Source organism: Variovorax sp. VaC1 (assembly GCF_043658315.1).
Taxonomy (GTDB): Bacteria; Pseudomonadota; Gammaproteobacteria; order Burkholderiales; family Burkholderiaceae_C; genus Variovorax.
On record NZ_JBIGLT010000002.1, the window covers coordinates 785,601 to 803,842 of the forward strand.

General features: G+C 66.1%; 9 protein-coding genes. 4 read left to right on the top strand and 5 right to left on the bottom strand.

All coding sequences use genetic code 11. The features are described 5' to 3' along the window. Positions 1–5: 5 nt before the first annotated feature. A complete protein-coding gene (locus ACGLHS_RS10670; protein ID WP_394479415.1) occupies positions 6–10,091 on the bottom strand; it encodes a filamentous hemagglutinin N-terminal domain-containing protein in 10,086 nt (3,361 codons plus the stop codon). A 391-nt stretch (positions 10,092–10,482) separates the two neighbouring features. Here ACGLHS_RS10670 and ACGLHS_RS10675 point away from each other — a divergent pair, with 391 nt between their 5' ends. Further along, positions 10,483–11,412, top strand: a complete 930-nt coding sequence (locus tag ACGLHS_RS10675) for a LysR family transcriptional regulator (protein ID WP_394479417.1) — start codon at positions 10,483–10,485, stop codon at positions 11,410–11,412. 142 nt (positions 11,413–11,554) lie between these two features. After that, the gene (locus ACGLHS_RS10680; RefSeq protein ID WP_093246774.1) at positions 11,555–12,028 is read left to right on the top strand and encodes a DoxX family protein; all 474 of its coding nucleotides are present in this window, start codon (positions 11,555–11,557) and stop codon (positions 12,026–12,028) included. 15 nt (positions 12,029–12,043) lie between these two features. On the opposite strand, the gene ACGLHS_RS10685 is transcribed toward ACGLHS_RS10680, so the two are convergent. Beyond that, complete coding sequence (locus ACGLHS_RS10685; protein WP_394479419.1) at positions 12,044–12,763, bottom strand: Crp/Fnr family transcriptional regulator; 720 nt, start codon at positions 12,761–12,763, stop codon at positions 12,044–12,046. Between the two features lie 54 nt (positions 12,764–12,817). Here ACGLHS_RS10685 and ACGLHS_RS10690 point away from each other — a divergent pair, with 54 nt between their 5' ends. Both ACGLHS_RS10690 and ACGLHS_RS10695 read left to right on the top strand, forming a co-directional pair. After that, entirely contained in the window at positions 12,818–14,482 is a 1,665-nt protein-coding gene (locus ACGLHS_RS10690) for an adenylate/guanylate cyclase domain-containing protein (RefSeq protein WP_394479421.1), read from the top strand. A gap of 113 nt (positions 14,483–14,595) precedes the next feature. Next, a complete protein-coding gene (locus tag ACGLHS_RS10695; RefSeq protein WP_394479423.1) occupies positions 14,596–14,982 on the top strand; it encodes a helicase SNF2 in 387 nt (128 codons plus the stop codon). Between the two features lie 133 nt (positions 14,983–15,115). On the opposite strand, the gene ACGLHS_RS10700 is transcribed toward ACGLHS_RS10695, so the two are convergent. The 3 genes from ACGLHS_RS10700 to ACGLHS_RS10710 all read right to left on the bottom strand — a co-directional run bounded on the left by ACGLHS_RS10700 (position 15,116) and on the right by ACGLHS_RS10710 (position 18,189). Next, the gene (locus ACGLHS_RS10700; RefSeq protein WP_394479425.1) at positions 15,116–16,177 is read right to left on the bottom strand and encodes a maleylacetate reductase; all 1,062 of its coding nucleotides are present in this window, start codon (positions 16,175–16,177) and stop codon (positions 15,116–15,118) included. 123 nt (positions 16,178–16,300) lie between these two features. Continuing rightward, positions 16,301–17,338 carry an RNA 3'-terminal phosphate cyclase gene (gene rtcA / locus ACGLHS_RS10705; protein ID WP_394479427.1) on the bottom strand — a complete coding sequence of 346 codons (1,038 nt, stop codon included), beginning with the start codon at positions 17,336–17,338 and terminating at the stop codon, positions 16,301–16,303. Continuing rightward, positions 17,335–18,189: a DNA polymerase beta superfamily protein gene (locus tag ACGLHS_RS10710; protein ID WP_394479429.1), complete on the bottom strand. Its 855-nt coding sequence runs from the start codon at positions 18,187–18,189 to the stop codon at positions 17,335–17,337. Before ACGLHS_RS10710 ends, rtcA begins: the two co-directional genes overlap by 4 nt. Positions 18,190–18,242: the final 53 nt, after the last annotated feature.

An 18,242-nucleotide genomic window follows, 5' to 3' on the forward strand; every position in this document is an offset into this window, starting at 1 on the left:
TGCGGTTACGGGGATACAAGGCGACCGTTAATTACCGTTATTGTTTTATTCGGAATCCCTGCGGTTTCAAAAACAAATTTCACATTTGGAACCAATTGGCTTAACTGCTGGACGACACCTTGCATGCCATTTGGAGATGGATTTCTTAAATTCAGCATGCATTGATTGCAAACACCAAATTCAGACGCATTCATATAAAATCTGGCAACACCTGAAGCCGTATTAAAAACACCATTGCTATCTGCTGTGTAGCCTGCATCCTTCAATGATTGAATGTACTGATTTCCAAATTCTTCTTCGGCGTGCCGTATAAAGGCCGCATACTGCGGTTTACTATAGTCGTATGGGGCTTTAATTGGACCCGGCGTCGGGTCTACACCCAGATTCCTTCGAGCAATTGTAGAGCCCGCTTCAAATATTTGGTCCGTCATTCCTGGAACGTCTGTTATTCCAACGCCAACAGTTCTGATTCCACCTGCTTGATCAACCAGAGAATTCAGCGCCGTGGTCAGATCAGTGTTTAATACTCTTTGAGTCGTAACTGGGTTGCCGGGAATAAGATTGCGCGGCGGAACGATGACGGTGCCGCTTGGTCCTGGCAAGCGAGGGGCGCTCGTGCCGGTGCTGTTTCCAAGCGAACCTGCGCTGCCATTCAGCACAAGCTCGCCGGTGACAGGGTCGATATCGCCAATGACCGCTCCCTTGCCCCCAGAGCCTCGGCTGAACCCCGGTGGAAGGTCATCCCCAGTTGAATTTGAAGCCCCGCCCGGACGAGTCGCGGTCGTGCCACTGCCCCCGAACGAACCAGTCACTGCACCAGCCAGATGCAGGCCAGCACCTGCGATGTCAGCAGGAGTTACCGAGCCCATGATCTGGGCCATCTCTGGCGACATGCCGCGGTCGATCATGTCCTGGATGCGCTTGGCTGCCGGCACTGAAACGGCTCGTCCGTTTGCCGTGATCGAGTCGTTGGAGTTCGTCCGCGCAAGCGACTGTGTGAACGTGATGCAGGTGGGCTCTCCCTGGCACAGATCGGCGGTCTGCTTCTGCGTGAAGCCGGTACCGGTCCACGCCTCCTTGGCAACCGTCGCACACACCATCCCGGTGACGCAGTTCTCCGCATCGGCCGTTTGCTGGCGGTCCACCACCTGCCATTTGGCGGTCGCAGCCCGGACACAGTCCGTGTCCCCCGGCGCACAGGCCGCCAGCGCCTTCTTGAAGGCATCCTCCTGCGGATGACTCAGGTAGTTGTTCTCGGCTGCGTTTCCGCCCGCCTGGGCGCCGATGGTGGCGCCACTGCCATCGGGGCTACCAACCACGGCTCCCGCGATACCACCCATCAGATTGGCAATGGCGATGGTCTGGCTCGCCAGGCTTTGATCGTTGTTCGGATTGAACGCACCCGCCACAAGGTGACCGACCACCGCTCCCAGGGCCCCCGCGCTGCACCCGTCGCCGCCGCTGCCTCCAGAAACACCCGCTCTGGCCGCGCCCGCGACACAACCCGCAATCGCATGAGCAACATTGGCTGCAAACGCATTGAGCGTCGGACTGTCGCTCAAGGACGGCGTCAACGCTCCGATCTGGCCAGCTGCAAGGGCGGCACCCGTGTTGATGAAGCCGGTCTTGATCGCCGCTTCCAGGCTGTCACTCAGACTTCCGCCATAAATGGCGTTATTCACCACCGCGCCAGCCACCGCCTGGCTCACGTAGCGGCCCAACAACTGCGTGGGAGATGACCCAGCCGCAATGCTCGCGTTTGCCACGCCTTCCGGCAGGAGGGTGCCGACACCTTGAATGGCACCAGCCGTCAGCATGCCCGACAGGATGCTCTTGACCGACGCACTCGATCCCAGCTCCTTGAGCACCTTGCCGATGTTGCCGTCGTTTTCCACCAAGGACACGCTGGCCGTGCTGATTATGGACACCAGACCGGCCTCCATCACGGTGCCCATGGACCCGATGCCCAGTGAGTTCGCCAAAACCTGCCCCAGGCTGCTGGTGGCCGCGCCCGTACCGGCCACGGCTGTCCCAGTGGTCCCCGAGGTCGCCGTCAACCCGGTCCCTCCGGTGGCGACTGTCACGACCAGGGCGACGATCACCTTGGACGCCGGCCCCAACGTCACATAGGTGTTGTCCCACTGCTCGTGGACCTCTTTCACGCGCTGCCAATCGACCTTGCCGGCAAGGCTGGGATCGTTCTGCAACTGGCCGATCCAGGCCATGCCAGGCTGCTGCGCCAATGCACCGGTGGTGTCGAGCCCGCCGAGCTGCGCATTGATGCTGCCAGCGCTCAGGTTGACGTTTTTCGCATTGAGCTGGTTGTAGCGCGTGACGTCATTCTTCTGCCCCGAGTCTCCACCCGTCACGAACCAAGCATCGTTGTCGATGCCGCTCTGGCTCACGCTCACGTTGTCCTTGGCGGTAAGCAGGTTCAACTGCCCCGGCGTGGTCACGTTCAGCGTGTTCGCATTGACCTCGGTCGCCTGGCTGTTGATGTCTCTCTTGGCCTGGATGTTGACGGTGCCGCCGCTGAGCTGGGTGCCGCTGGACACGGTTGCGCTCGCATCCCGTTTGGCATTGCGGCTGCTGCCGTCTTCGTTCTTGTTGTTCACCGACAGTTCGTTCTGGCTGGCCAGCAGGTTGATGTCGCCACCCGCCTCCAGCGTGAGCGTGCCGCGAGTCGGCACGGAAGGCCCGGCGATGTTCGAGTTGTCGTGGTTCAGGCGCTGCTTGCCGTCATCGCCCACGGCTACGACGCTACTGGTCCCGCTGAGTCGGGGGTCTACGGGCTGGGTGGCGTTGTTGATGGTCTGCTGCGTCTTCGCATCCGCACCGGCCGCAAGCACGCCGCCCTCGATGGTCAGGTCGCGGCCCGAGCGCAGCGTGACGTCACCTGCCCCCATCACCACGCTGGCCTGGGCGTTGCCCATCTGGATCTGGTTCTTGACGTAGTACGGGCTCTTGTCGTCACCCAACTGGTTGTCGAACGCTGTCTGCTGGCTGCCCGAGACGATAGTGAGATCGCGCTTGGCCTCCAGCGCAACATTGCCTTGACTGCTGGCGATGTGCACGGCCTGAGCATTCAGATCACGGCCGGCCTGCATCTGGATGTCGCCCACAGCGACGATCTGTGAGCCGACTTGCTGCTGGCGAGACTCGTTGCGGCTGTAGCCGGCGACCTGCGCGCTCTCGCTGCTGGCCGTGGTCACGGTGCCCAGCAAGATGTCGCGGCCTGCCTGCAAGGTGGTGCTGGCCTGCTCGCCCGTGCCCTGGTTGGAGACGATGGCGCCTCCAAGCACGAGGTCGCGGCCCGCATTGATCGAGAGCGTGGCGCCGGGCTGGCCTCCATTACCGACGTAGACACCGGCCACGCGGTCGAGCACGGTGTCGCTACGGCCGCTTTCAGCGTTGGTGCTGGTGCGCGTAGTGCTGGTAATGGTGATGTCGCGCTTGGCCTGCAGATCGACAGCACTTTGCCCATCGATCATGCCGCCGATGTTCATCAGATCGGTGTTGGCCTTGGCGGTGACGCTGTCGCCGCTGATACGCCCGCCCAGATTGGCGATGTTGTCGGCACTCAGGCTCACAGCCTGGCGCCCGGCAATGGCTCCATTGATATTGAGCAGGTCACCGCTGATGTTCAGGTCAATGCTCTTGCCCGCAAGCAGAGCACCCGAGCCATCGATGTCGCCGGGGCGCGCACGCACGTAGACCTGGGGCACGAGTACCTGCTGCGTGCTGCCATCGGGCAGCGTGACGGTCTGCTTGACCAGCCAGACGATGTCGCTGGTCAGCTGCGCCATCTGGGCGTCCGTCAGGGCAACGCCGACTGTCAGGTTGTACTTCTGGGCGAAGATCGCGCCCGAGTTCATCAGCGCCGTGTACTGGGACTGATCATCCCCGTAACCATCGAGATAGCGTGCGCCGGTGAGCTGGGCCACCTGCTCACGAATCAGTTGCTGCTCGTAGAAGCCATCGCCCAGGCGCTTGAGCGTGTTGTTGGGGTCCTGCCCCAGGTTGTTTAGGAGGTAGTCGCTGCTGAGCCAGACGCGGTATTGCGCAAAGGCCGGGTCGGTGGCGATCAGGTAGCGACTGCCCGCATCGGGCTGCGTGCGAAACAGGCTCGCACTGGGCACGCCGAGGTTCGGTGTGGTGGTGCGCACCACGGTGGGAGTGGCTCCACTGGCAGTACCTGTACCGCTCGCGCCATTGGCGGTGCCAGCGGCATTGGCCTGGATGCCCGTGGCGCTTCCTGAGCCGGCCACAGCGAGGGGCACTTGCACGATGGGCGAGACGCGCGTATTGGCGTTGAGAGCGCCGCTGCCTTGGGCGACTGCACCAGAATTGCCACCGGCGTTCAGGCCCCCGATGGATGTGCCGTTGGCGCCCACCGCCGTGTTGCCCTGCTGCACGCCTGCGGCCAGCACCACGGTGGTGTTGATGGTCTGGTTGTAGGGCGTGACCACCGGCGCGGCGTTGTCACCCGCGCCAACCATCGTGCCAGTAGTGCCGACCTGCTTCAACTGGGCGTCAGCGGTCAGCCCCTGGTTGACGATGGTGCCACCGTGCACGTTGAGCGCACCACCGGCGATGATCTGGCTCATGTCGTTCAGGCCGCTCGCGACATTGAGGTTCATCGCGCCGCCCGAGAGGATCTTGCCTGGCGCGGAGCTTTGCAACACGGGAGTGCTGCTGGTCTCGGTGTAGTCCCAGTAGGTGTAGGCGTTGGTCAGCCCTCCGGGGCCGGGCAAGTACTGGATATTCATCGACGGCGGCTTGCCGACGATGGCGGCCATGAACTTCGAGGTCTGGGCATCCAGGGCCTCGTGCGCGGCGATGAAGCTGGGCAGGGCGTCGTACTCGGCCTGGGTGAGCGGGTGATCGAACTTGACGGTCCCGTTTGCCAGGAAGTGGCTTTCCATGTTGCCCACCGTGACCTGGTCCTGTGTGAGCCCATGCAGATAGGCGGGCAGTTCGACGGGAGGAGGCGTCACGCCGAACGCGGCCCAGATGGGATCTGTGGCGGGATACCAATAACCCGGGCTGCTCTCGGGGCCGCACTGCCGGCCCTGGCCGCTGCCCGAACAGGTGGCCAGCGGGTTGATGCGATCCGCGCTGTGCCGCGGCGGGTTCAGGTAGTAGGGGCCGAACTTGTCGATGGGGTACCCGGTCAACTGCGGGATGATGACGTTGCGGTACGCCGTCTTGCCGAACTCGCTGCCCGAGACGGCCTTGAAGGTGGGCCATACCAGGGGGTTTTGGCCCGAGGAACCCCAATCCTTCAGGCTGCAAAGAGCCAGCCCAGCGCAGGGGTTGTCGAGTACGGCCAAGTACACCTGCGAGGCGTCGTAGCGTTGCAGCGGGGATTCCTGCAGGGCGAACTGCACGACATGCTTGCTGGCGCCGCTGTCCACCATCGTGTAGGTCACGCCACCGTTGGTGTTCGCCAAGGTGTTCGTGTTGATGTTCACCTGGCCCTGAGCCTGGATGGTCGCGGCGTGGTTGTTAATAGCGCTTGCTCGACCGCTGGCTTGGCTGTTCGCGTCCAAGGTACCGCCGATGTTCACATCGCCCAGACTCAGGATCAGGGCGCCATCGCTGTTGTTCAGGGTGCCGACGCCCAGGTCCAGACGTTGACGTGCGGCGATAGTGCCGGCCGAGGTGGAGCCATTGACGGTCTCCGAGACGTTGTTGAGGGTGCCGGCCTGAATTGAGAGCTGGTCGCCGTAGATGCGGCCGGTGCCGATGTTGGTGACGGCGCTGTTGCCCATAACGAGCGTTGTGGTTCCGTCGATGAGGCCGCGGTTGGTCAGCGTGTCGTGGGCAATCGCGGTGGTGGTCCCCAGCGAGGTGATCTGGCCGGTGGCGGCGATGTCCAGGTTGTTGGCTTCCACCCAGGTCGACTTACCAGAGGTGATCTTGCCGGCGTTAGAGATGTTTCCGTTGCTGGTCAGGGTCAGGTTGCCGATGGCCGCCAGGGCGCCGTCCTGAGCGACAGTGATGTCTTTGCTGGCGTTGATGGTGAGATCGGCGCCCGACTGGATCTTGCCGCCCAGGGTGCCCTGATCCAGGCGCAGTTCGACGCCCTTGTTGGCAACCAGCGTACCGCCGGTGTTCAGGAGATTGAGCGTCCTGGGGGCCGCCGCAGTGGTTGCCGCTGCCGCATTGGGATCAACAATGCGCAGCGTCCCCATGGCCGAGACAAATCCGTTGGTGTTGTCCGCCGTACCACCGCTCGTGATGGTGACATCCTGGTCGCTTCGAATGGAGCCCTTGTTGTTGTTCAGGCCGCCGACATTGAGCGCGACATTCTTGCCCTCGATGCCTTGATCCTGGGCTTGGGTGTTTGCGTTAGTGACCGAGGCGGCATTCAGGGTGGTCGTGCCAAGCGAACGGATCAGGGCGCCGGTGTTGTCGATGGTGCCGCCGCCCGTCGCGATGGTGAGATCGCCCACGGCCTGGGTTTGGCCACCGCCGCTGTTGTCATAGTTGGCGCCGTTGGTATTGAGGGTGACCGTGGATTGGCCGAGAACAACGCCTTTGCCCGTATTCGTGAATGCCTGCGTGCTCGCATTCAGCGCGTTTTTGGCGCCGATGTAGCCGCTCCCATTGTTCACCGCGCCTGCGGTGAGCGTCAGGGTGTCCGCACTGGTGATGCCGCCCAAGCCCGTCGCGAAGCCGGCTGCGTTCGAGTTGATGAGTGCCTGGCCGTGGGTGTCGATGGTCATCGCACCACCGCTCTGAATCAGGCCCGCGTCATTGGACAATGCGCCGGTTTGCAGGTTGGCGGTGGTTGTTGCAGCCAACACGCCGGTGTTGTTCACGAGCTGCTGGCCGTTGGTGTTCACCGACAGGGCCGTGCCCGAGACGGTGCCGCCAGTGTTTGTCAGGCCGCCATTGATCAGCGTGGTATTGCCGCCCGCCGTTATCAAGCCCTTGGCATTGATGGTTGTGCCGGAGGTCATGATGGCAAGGTTCGCCTTCACAGAGGCAACCGTGCCTTGGGTGTTGTCCAGACTTGCGGCCGTGAGCGTGGTACTGCCATTGGCGGCGATGGAGCCGCTCGCGTTGGTGGCGGCGCCGGCGACGGTCACCGCAAGGTCGCCGACGGCCGTGATGCTGCCTGCATCGTTCGTGAGGGCCCCGGCCTTCACGACTGCATTGCCGCCAGCGGTGATTGCGCCCTTGGCGCTGTTATCCAGGGCTGCCGTTGTGGTCACCGACAGGTCGGCCTTGTTAGCCGTGCGCAGCACGCCGTTCTTGTTCGCCAGGCTGCCTGCGGCGACAGTGATGGCGCCGTTGCTGACGATTCCACCACCCTTGTTCTCAAGCGTTCCCCCAACGGTGAGGGTGGTGGCCTGGGCGCCAGTCTGAAGAATCTGGCCGCCGTTGTTGCTCAGGGACGCGGCGGCAATGGTGATCTGCTCGGCGTTGGTGACGCCGCCGTCCTGGACGAAGCCGCCTGACATCGCGACGTTGAGTACACCATTGCCGATAATCCGGCCGTTAGCACCGCTGTAGCTACCACCCGCAATGCTCAACGTGCCCGCCCCGGCATGCTCAACCTTGCCCACCGCATTCGTGATCGCATTCGCCCGAAGCGTCAGGTCTTGCCCATTGCTGGCAATGCGTCCGCCGTCGTTGTTCAAGGTGCCAGAAGTGGCAATGGTGGTCACGCCAGTGCCGGTCTGCACGATCTCGCCGCCATTCGTGTTGGCGATATTCGAAGCGCTCAGCTTCAGTTGCCCGGCATTGAGCTGACCGGCATCGTTCACCAAAGTCTGGCCCGGCTGGGCGTTGGCCGTGACGCTCAATGTGCCGGGCGTCACGACCGTGGCCTTGCTGCCGGTGACCACGTTGCCCTGGGTCGCGGTGATCGCGATGTTGGCCGCGCTGGTCTGGCCGGCCGAAAGATCGACGCTCGCGCCTTGCAACGTGGCGTTGCCGGCTGCGAGGTTCGCCCCGTTGGCAGTCAGCGCGCCGGAAGCCGTGACGCGCAGATCGCCCACGCCGCCGAGCTTGCCGTCGCCCTGCACGCCAGCACCGAGCACGCCGGTCTTGCTGCCTTGCAGGCTGCCTGTCGTGATCGTCGTGTTTCGGCCAGCAGTGATGCTGCTGCTGTTGGCGAGCGCACCGGAGACGTTGAGCGTCGTATCGTTGGCGCCGCGAATGGCGCCGCTGTTGCTCAGCGAGCCGGCCTGGACATTCAGGTCCGCGGCCGCACCGATGCTGCCGCCGCTGCCATTGACCAATGTGCCGTTCGTCGCAACCTGCACGCCGGCCTGTGCCGACTGGATGCTGCCCTTGCCGTTGTCCAGCGATGCGGCCGTGAGCGCGACATTGTTGTTGGCGATCAGGGTGCCCGACGTGTTGTTCACGGCCCCTGCAACGCCTGCAGTCAACGCACCCGTGGCCGAGATCACGCCGCGCGTGTTGTCGGTCTTGCCGCCGACGGTGAGGTTCGCATCGGTGGCGCTGGTCAGCGTGCCGTCGACATTGATCAGGTCGCCACTGGTGACGATGTTCAGGTTGCCTGCATTCAGCTTGCCGCCGCTGTTGTCCAGTTGGCCCACGTTGGCGCTGAAGCTGTTGCTGGCGCTCAAGGTCCCGCCCGCGTTGCTGAAGCCCGGACCCGAGACGGCCATGTTGGCCACCGACAGCGTGCCGCCTGCGTTGTTGACCTGCGGCGTATTCAGCGTGATGGGGCCGCCTGCGTAGATGCGTCCACCGTCGTTGGAGAGGGTGCCGCCCGCGGTGATGACGCCGGGCGCGGGTGGCGTGTACGTGGCGGGCGTGGATGTGCCGCTCGTACTGGCGCTGCTGCCGTTCGTGGCAGATGGCGTCGTCGCGCCGCCACCGCTGGTTGGCGTCGTGCCTCCCGGGTTCGTCGCACCATTGCTGCCGCCAGTGCCCGAGCTGCCTGCCGCGGTACTCGCAGGTTCGGCGCCGATCACGCCGCCTTGGGTATTGCTCAAGACCGGCGCGGTGATGGTCAGGCCGGCCGTGCTGGTCTGGCGGATCGTGCCGCCGCGGTTGTCGATGTCTCCGGGCGTGGTCAGTTCAACGCGCTGGCCCTCCAGGGTGCCGATGTTCTCGAGACGACCGGCGGCCGTGACCACAAGCCCGCCGACACCGGCGCCGATGTTGCCGGCGTTGCGCACGCCCAGGCCGGCCTCCGTGCCGATCAGGTTGATCTTGTTCGCGTACATGCCGCCCAACGCGGCGACGTCGAGCGCAAAGGTCGGCGCGGCACCGGTGCCCGATGTGGGCGTGATCTGGCCGTGGTCGGCGCTGATCTGGTTCGCACCGGTCACCACCTTGAGTTCACTCGCCCAGATGCCGGCATTGGCCTGCACGGCCCGCGCCAGGATGGCCGCGTAATCGGTCGTGCGAGCATCGAGGCCCGCGCCGTCGATGGTGACGGTGCCGCCGCGCACCAGGAAGCTGTCGAGCCCCCCGATCGCATTGAACTGCGGCGTGCCCGTGGTCAGCGTGGCGCGCGAGGCATTGATGAAGCCGCCGCCGTCCACGCTGATGCCGGCCGGATTTGCGATGATCACTTCCGCGCGCTGGCCGCCCACCTCGATGTAGCCGCGAAGCTGGCTCGGCGAGCCGCCATTGACCTCGTTCAGGATGATCCGGGCCGGGCCCGTGGCCAGGAACGGATTGCCCTGCACATACCCGCCCAGTTGCGTCTGGACGTTCGCGCGGCTGTTGTTGAGGATCGCTCCGTTGGGCGCGACGTTGAACTGGTTGTAGACGTTGCGCGAGACACCCGCCGCGCTCGGCGTCGCGATGTTGATCAGCGGCACACCGTTGGGCGCCACCAGCACGGTGGGACGCAGGCCGGGCGATACGTTGGGCGCTCCGACGATCTGCGCATGCACCGATGCCGGCGTCAGCATTCCGGCCAGTACCGCCCCCGCCAGCATGGGCGCCAGCGCCGCGGCGCCGGCCAGCAGCGCACCACCCACCGCCGTCGTCGTCGCCCTGTTCGCCCCTTTGCCCGTGCTCGTGGCCGTTTCCTGAACCACCATGCGCATGCCTCTGGCGGCATTGAAGACGATGCGATGCAAATGGCGATTCATGCCCTGAACTCCCTGAGAATTTTTTTACTACGTGCGACGGTTCTGTATCAAAACGCGTCGGGGTCAAGATTGTCAGGGAACGTGGCGTCTGAATTAAGGGGTGCCTGATGTCAGCCTGCGCACAAGGTCACAAATATGCGGCAGCGGCAAAAGTTATTAACTCCTTCAGTAATGCTTTGGTACTATAGTTCGATCAGCCTCAAGTCCCGCGATCGAAGCTTGCCCTGCCCGAGAAAGAGCATCGGGTCATCGAGGCATCGACTCTCGACGGGCTCATGCGCAAACGCATCGCCAACGACCCGCCCCATAAAATCAAGCGCCCGCGAACGTCGGGGTGCGGCGGTTCACCCCAACGTCGGCACGACAGAAGAAAAGCCCCAGAGACATCACCATGGACCGCTGGACCGAAATCGCACTGCTGGTGCAGATCGCCGATGCCGGCAGCCTGAGCCGTGCGGCCGAGGCGTTGGGGCTGTCGAACGCGGCCGCGAGCCGCCACCTGAGCGCGCTTGAAGCCCGACTGGGCGCGCGGCTGGTCGAGCGCAACACGCGCCGCCTGTACCTGACCGACACCGGCCGCGAGTTCTGCGGCCGCGCGCGCACCATCCTGGCCGACCTGTCCGTTGCCGAATCGACGGTGAACGCGACCGCGCTCAACCCCACGGGCACGCTGCGCATCACGGCGTCGCTGTCGTTCTCGATCCACCACATCGCGCCGCTGCTGCGCGAGTACACGCAGCGCTACCCGGGCGTGACGGTGCACGTGGAGGCGGCCAACCGCTACTTCGACCTGATCGACAACAACATCGACGTGGCGATCCGCACGCGCGAGTTCGAGCCCGATTCGAACGTGACGATCCGCCGGCTGGGCGAGACGCGGCGCATTCTCGCGGCCTCGCCGCGCTACTTTGCGCAGCACGGCTTTCCGAAGACGCCGGACGAACTCAGGCAGCACAAGCTGCTGATCTATACCCACGCCAACAACCCGAACGAGCTGCGCTTCAGCCGCAAGGGCGAGACCCACACGGTGTCGGTCAGCGGCCTGCTCGAATCGAACGACGGCCAGGTGCTGCGCGCCGCCGCGCTCGACGGCATGGGCATCCTGGTGCAGCCCACCTACATCGTCTACGAGGACATCGTGGCCGGCCGCCTCGTGCCCACGCTGGACGACTGGGACCTGCCGCACCTGACGATCAACCTGGCCTACCCGAGCCGCAAGCACCTGTCGGCCAAGGTGCGCAGCTTCATCGACTTCATGGCGGCGCATTTCCAGAAGATGGACTACGAGCGCAAGTGGACCGGCCACTTCGGCACGCACTGACCGACTGACGACCGACCGGGCCTTTCGCTAAAAAAGGTGCGTAAACGCACATCCCGGATTTCGGCGGCTCCGCACACTGGAACCGCAACCGCTGCATTTCGCGGCGGCCCAGCGTTGTCAATCAAGTTTCCAAGGATCCGCCATGAACACCCAGGCCGTAGCCGCCAACACCGCGCGTGCGCCGATCGCATCGCCGCTGTCCACCCTCTCCCCGGCCAACACCGATGACGCGGGCAAGCTGCTGCTTCGCGTGAGCGTCGGCTTCCTGGTGCTGCTGCACGGTGTCTTCAAGCTGTCGGCGGGCGTGGGCTTCATCGGCGGCATGCTGGCCAAGGCGGGGCTACCGAGCGGGCTGGCCTACCTGGTGTTCGTCGGTGAAATCATCGCCCCGCTGCTGATGATGGCGGGCCTGTTCACCCGCGCGGCCGCCGGCGTGGTGGTCATCAACATGATCGTGGCCCTGGGCCTCGTGCACATGGCCGACCTGTTTGCGCTGACCAAGCAAGGCGGCTGGGCGCTCGAACTGCAGGGCCTGTACCTGTTCGGCGCGTTGACGGTGGTGCTGCTCGGCGCCGGCCGCTTCAGCATCGGCGGGCGCAACGGCCGCTGGAACTGATCCCGGCCTTCCGGCTCAGCCGGCGTCGCCCCGCACCTGCGAGACCATCTGCTCCAGGCGGGCGACGTCGGCCACCAGCAGGGCCTTGCCGTCCTTGCGCAGCACGCCGCTGCGCACCAGCACATTCAGCTCGCGCGTGACCTGCTCGCGGTTGGTGCTGATCTGGCTGGCCAGGGCCGCATGCTTGGGCGCCGGCTCCAGCCGGGCCTGGTTGCCTTCGCCGCCGGCGGTGCGCGCCAGCCGCAGCAGTTCGGCATGCAGCCGGTTCTGCACGCCCAGGGTGCTGAGGTCGATCACGCGCTCGGAGAGCTGTCGCACCAGCGATGCCAGGCGCTGCATCACGCGCTCGGCCACCAGCGGTTCGTCGCGCAGCAGCGCCATGAAGGCGGGCCGGTCGAGGCTGGCGACCACGCTGGATTCAAGCGTGACCACGTCGGCGGAGCGCGGGCCGCCGTCGATGGCGGCGATGTCGCCGAAATGCTCGCCAGCTTCGGAATCGCGGAAGGTGACCTGCCGGCCGTTGGCCGAATAGGTCGTCACCCGCACGCGGCCCGAGACCAGCAGGAACACCTCGCCCTGCTGCTCGGCGCGCAGCAGCAGCGGCTTGCCGGCTTCCACGCTGTGCCACAGGCATTGCCGGGCCAGCAGGTCGAGGCGCTGGTCGGAGAGGCCTTCGAGCAGCGCGATCTGGCGCAGCGCGAGGCTGGAGCGAGGAGAGTCAGGAGGTGGGGCCATGCCGGTCGGTAGGGGGCGCGCGCATTATGCTCGGGTGCCGTTTCGAACCCGTTCATGGACAGACGTTCCCCCCTTCCGCCTTCTTTTCCGCTGAGAGCGCCGACACGGCGCAACCTGCGCTGGGCGAGCGGGCTGGTGCTCATGGCCTATGTGACGGCCCACCTGCTGAACCATTCGCTCGGCATCTATTCCTTTGCCGCGGCCGAAACCGTGCTGCGGGGCGTGCAGATGTTCTGGCACAGCCTGCCGGGCACCCTGCTGTTGTACGGCGCGGCCGCCACGCACCTCGCCCTGGCCGTAATCGCGCTGTGGGAACGCCGCACCCTGCGCATGCCACCGCTCGAAGGCCTGCGCGTGCTGCTGGGCTTCGCGCTGCCGCTGCTGCTGGCCAAGCACCTGACGGCCATGCGCGGCGCCTACCTGGCCTACGGCATCGACGGCTCGTATGTGCGCGTCGTCTGGGGCCTGTGGGACTGGCCGGGCGCCACCGCGCAATTGGGGATGATGCTCGCGGCCTGGACGCATGGCTGCCTGGGCCTGCACTTCGCGCTGCGCGCACAGCCGGCCTACCGGCGCTTTTCTTATGTGCTGCTGGCCGTGGCGGTGCTGCTGCCGGTGACGGCCGCGATGGGCTTCGTTTCCATGGGCCGCGAGTTCCAGTGGACCGGCGTGCCGCAGGTGGCCGTGCCGACAGCCGCCCAAAGCAAGGCGCTCGGCACAGTGGAAGACGGCATCAAGTGGTTCTACGGGCTGGCGCTTTTCACCCTGCTGGCGGCCCGATGGGGCCGGAACTGGTTTGCGCGCCTGTCGCGCCAGCCCTCGGTGGCCCTGCGCTACCCGGACCGCACGGTGCACGTGCCGCTCGGCTGGAGCGTGCTCGAAGCGAGCCGCTCGCATGGCATCGACCATGTGTCGATCTGCGGCGGACGGGCGCGCTGCTCGACCTGCCGCGTGCGCGTGGTCGGCCCCGCGGATCACATCGGCATGCCGGGCCGCGACGAGCAGCGCACGCTCGAACGCGTGCGCGCACCGGACGACGTGCGGCTGGCCTGCCAGCTGCGCCCGCGCGGTGACATCGAGGTCACGCCGCTGTTCGCGCCGCTGCCCAACGAAGGCCGGCCCGCACCGGTCGGCAGCTTCGGGCGCGAGCGCGACGTGGCGATTTTGTTCGTCGACCTGCGCCGCTGGTCGGGCCTGTCGGAGCGGCAGTGGCCCTTCGACCTGGCCTATGTGCTCGACCGCTACTTCGCGACCGTCGGCGCGGCCGTGCGCGAGAGCGGCGGCGTGCCGAACCAGTTCATCGGCGACAGCGTGATGGCGATCTTCGGACTGGAAACCGACCTCCCCACCGCATGCAAGCAGGCATTGCACGCCACCACGCTCATCGCCCGGCGCATGGACGCATGGAGCGAAGGCTTCGAGGCCCAGTTCGGCCAGCGGCTGGACTTCGGCATGGGCCTGCATGCAGGCCGCGCGGCAGTGGGCGAAGTGGGCTACATGGAGACCACGACCTTCACCGCCATCGGCGAAGTGGTCAACACCGCGAGCCGCCTGCAGGACCATTCGAAGACGGCCGCGTCGCGCCTTGTGGTCTCGCTGTTCGCGGCCGAACAGGCGGGCATGGCGGACACGATGGGCCGGGCCGAAACGCTCACCGTGCGCGGACGTTCCGAGCCCCTGCAAGTGCTGTATCCGCAGCCTGCGACCCTTCCCGCGTAATCGACGAAAGCGGTGCGCAAACGCACATCGCCGATCGCGCTGCGGTTTCACACTGCATGCGTGGCAACGACGAATGTCCGCCGCCCACACCGTCATTCGAAGGGACTTTCATCATGAACACCAAGCAACTCATCGCCCTGTCCGCAGCCGCATTCGCCATGCTGGGCGCAGCAGGTGCCGCACACGCCGAGACCTACGAAGGCGTGCAATCGATCACCTCGCAGGCCAGTCGCGCCGACGTGCGCGCCCAGGCCGTGGCGGCCACACGCAGCGACAACCCTTATGCAGAGGGCGCCAACGCCGGCCCGGCCCCGACCCTCGTTTCGTCCACCAGCCGCGCCGCTGTCCGCGCCGAAGCCGTGGCCGCCGCGCACAGCGACAACCCTTACGCCGAAGCCGCTTCGTCGGGCGTCGCGCCCGTGGTGGCCAGCACCATCGACCGTGCCACGGTGCGTGCCGCCGCCCGCGCTGCCGCCCGTGGCGACGCACTGCCGCTGTAATCGGTTCGCGGCGCCCAGCCCGCTTCGGCGGGTCCGCACACCGGAGCCGGCCCTTGCGAAAGCGGGGCCGGCTTTTTCATGCGTTGCCGGGGAATAGCCTTCGCCCGTCGGCCGGGCGCCAGGAAGCAGCGGCTCAGGGCCGCACACCCTCCCAGGCGTTTTGCAGCAAGGCACGGATCGCATCGCGCGCCAGCGGACGCGGATTGGGGTACTGGTTCGTGAGCGCATGCGCGCAGGCCAGGTCGAGGTCCGACTCTTTCATGCCGATGTCGCGCAGCGCGACCGGTGCGCCGTTGTCGCGCGCCAGGTCGAACACCGCCTGCGCCGCGTTGCCCGCGCCCAGCGCCTTCGCGATGCGTGCCATCGCCTCGGGCGCGGCGACCGCGTTGTAGGCCAGCGCGTACGGCAGCACGATGGTGTGGGTCTCGGCATGCGGCAGGTTGAAGCTGCCGCCCAGCGTGTGGCACAGCTTGTGGTGCAGCGCCATGCCGACATTGCCGAGCACGGTGCCGCAGAGCCAGGCGCCATAGAGCGCGTCACTGCGCGCGCCCGGGTCCTTGGCCGATGCGCGGATCGCCGGCAGGGCGCGGCCCAGCGCGGCAATGCCCTCTTGCGCCATCAGGTCCATGATCGGATTCGCATCGGTGGCATAGAGCCCTTCGGCTGCATGCGCGATGGCGTTGATGCCGCTGGTCACGCTCATGCCCACGGGCAGGCTGGCCGACAGCTCGGGGTCGTAGATCACGGTGCGCGGCAGCACCCTGAAGTCTTTGCCGGTCTTCTTCATGCCGGCTTCGGTGATGCCGTAGATCGGCGTCATCTCGGAGCCCGCGTAGGTGGTGGGAATCGCAAGGATCGGCAGGCCCGAGTCGAGCGCGATGGCCTTGCCCAGCCCGGTGGTCGAACCACCACCGATGGCCACGGCGCAATCGGCGCCCAGGCGTTGCGCCACCTCACGCGCTTCGCGTGCGGTCTCGATCGGCACGTGCATCACGGCCCGGTCGAACACACCGGCCGCGTGCGCGCCCAGCATGTCGGCGATGCGTTCGGCCTGCGGGCGCTGCTCGGGCGTGGACAGCACCAGCGCGCGCTTTGCGCCCAGTGCATCGATCTCGCGCGCCAGGTGCTGTAGCGAACCCGCACCGAAAACCACCCGCTGGGGCACGCTGCTGTAGACGAAGGGTTGGACGGACATCGCTTGATCTTTCCTCAGGGACTCGCAGCCAGGGAACGCCTGCGCCGCAGGATACGACGGGCGCGAGTGTCCCAGCGGCCCGCCGGCCGTTCAACAACACCAGCGGAAAGGAGTTTTCCGCTGTCAGGCCGGAGCGACCCGCACCGTCGAGGCCTGGCGGCTTTCGGCGATCGTGAAGCGCACCGGTAGAAAGCGCTCGATCACCGCGCAGTTGGTGCGCGTGTGCTCCGTCACTTCGCTGCAGGTGAAGGCACCGGCCTTCTTGCCCTGCCACGCCGCGAGCGCCAGCAGCAACGCGAGCTGGTCGGCCAGATGCGGGCCGACGGCGGCCTCGCTCTTCTGGAACTCCCGCACCTCCTTCACCAGGCCGTGCGCCACCTGCTCGGCGCTGAGCGACTTCTCGCCGAAGGCCGTGAAGACCTCGGTGACGTGCTCATACGCCAGCGTGGCAAGCAGCGCATTGCCCGGGCCTTCGTTCTGGCGCACCGCCCCCAAGCGAAGCTGCTCGCCCGACCAACCCATCGCCCCACCGAGCGTTTCGAGTTCGCGCGTCGGCACGTGGCGCGGCAGGCCCGGTGCCAGGCACTCCGCATAGGCCGACTGCTGCGCGCCCCGCGCCATCAGGTCGAAGGCCTGCAGCGCGCCCACCGCCGGCACGATGGTCGCTTCAACCTCGCCACCGCCAGCCGGGTAGAAGCCGCATCGGCGCAGCGACAGTTGCAGGTCGGCGCCCAGCCGGCGCACGAGCGGCACAAACGCCCGCTCCAGGAAATGGAAAGGCGGCGCCATCGGGTTGTGCGTGCCGCCGCTCAGATGCACGCGGCTCTGCGCACCGGCCAGCAGCAGCGGCGGCAGCACCGTCTGCAGCACCAGCATGCAGCTGCCCGCGCCGGCAATCGCGAAGCGGTAGTCGCCCGAGCGCACCGGCCCCGGCGCGAAGCGCAGCGACTGCGAGCCCAGCTCGGCGCCGTCGACCTGCGCACCGCTGATCTCCGTGGCCGCCTTCACGCACGCCAGGTGCTGGCGCATCAGGCCCGGCTTGGCCCTACCCGCGCGAATCTTCTCGATGGACAGGGGCTGGCCCGTGACCACCGACAGCGCAAGGCTCGTACGCAGGATCTGGCCGCCGCCCTCGCCTTGCGAGCCGTCGAGTTCGATCATGCGCGGCCTCCTTCCTGGGCGTGCGATGCCGCCGCGTCGAAGCGCAGCACCGTCTCGCAAAGAAACGCATCGAGCCCCGCGCCTTCGGCTTGCGGCAGCGGCGTGATCGGCTCGGCCGCGTTGGCCGCCAGCTCGGCTTCGATGAATGCGTGGATGCCGGGCCAGCGCGGGCTGGTCGCGGCCTCACCGGCGCGCATCTTCACTTCGAGCAGCGCGTTGATCTCTTCGATGAGCGCGGCGTCGCGCACGGCGTCGAGCGTGTGCTGCGCCAGGCTGGCGAAGCGCATCGGCGGCACGCCGGGCTGCGTGCGGATCCAGCGCGCGGCCAGCAGCGGACGCAGCACGTAGAGGTACTTCTTGTAGCGCACCTCGTCGGCCTGCAGGTGCTCGCGGAAGTTCTTCTTTGCCATCGAGGTGTAGTGATGCCAAGCGCGCGCGTTGGAGAACACCGCCTCCGACAGCGCACGAAAACGCGGCATGGCCAGTGCGTCGTCGCGGTACACGATGGGCGAACGCAGCCATTCGAGCAGCGTCGGGTTCGACTCGCGCATCAGGCCGAGTGCCTTGCGCAGGTCCCAGCCGTTGACGTCAAGGTCGCCACTGATCGGCAGTTCGATCACGTCGCGGCGCGGCGCGACCGTGAGGTACCACGGCAGGCGGTTCACGTAGACGAAGCGCACGTCGTAGTCGCTGTCGGGCGAGGCAAAGCCCCAGCCGCGGCTGCCGGATTCGCAGGCGAACAGCACGGTCACGTCGTGCGTTGCTTCGATGTCGCGCAGGGCCTCCATGATCTGCGCGCGCATGACGGGCTCGATGGGATGGGCGGAGCGCAGGAGTTCCTGGGTGCTCATGAAAATCTCTTCTTCCTCATTGTTTTTCTACTGCCTGATCTTCTTCCATGCGA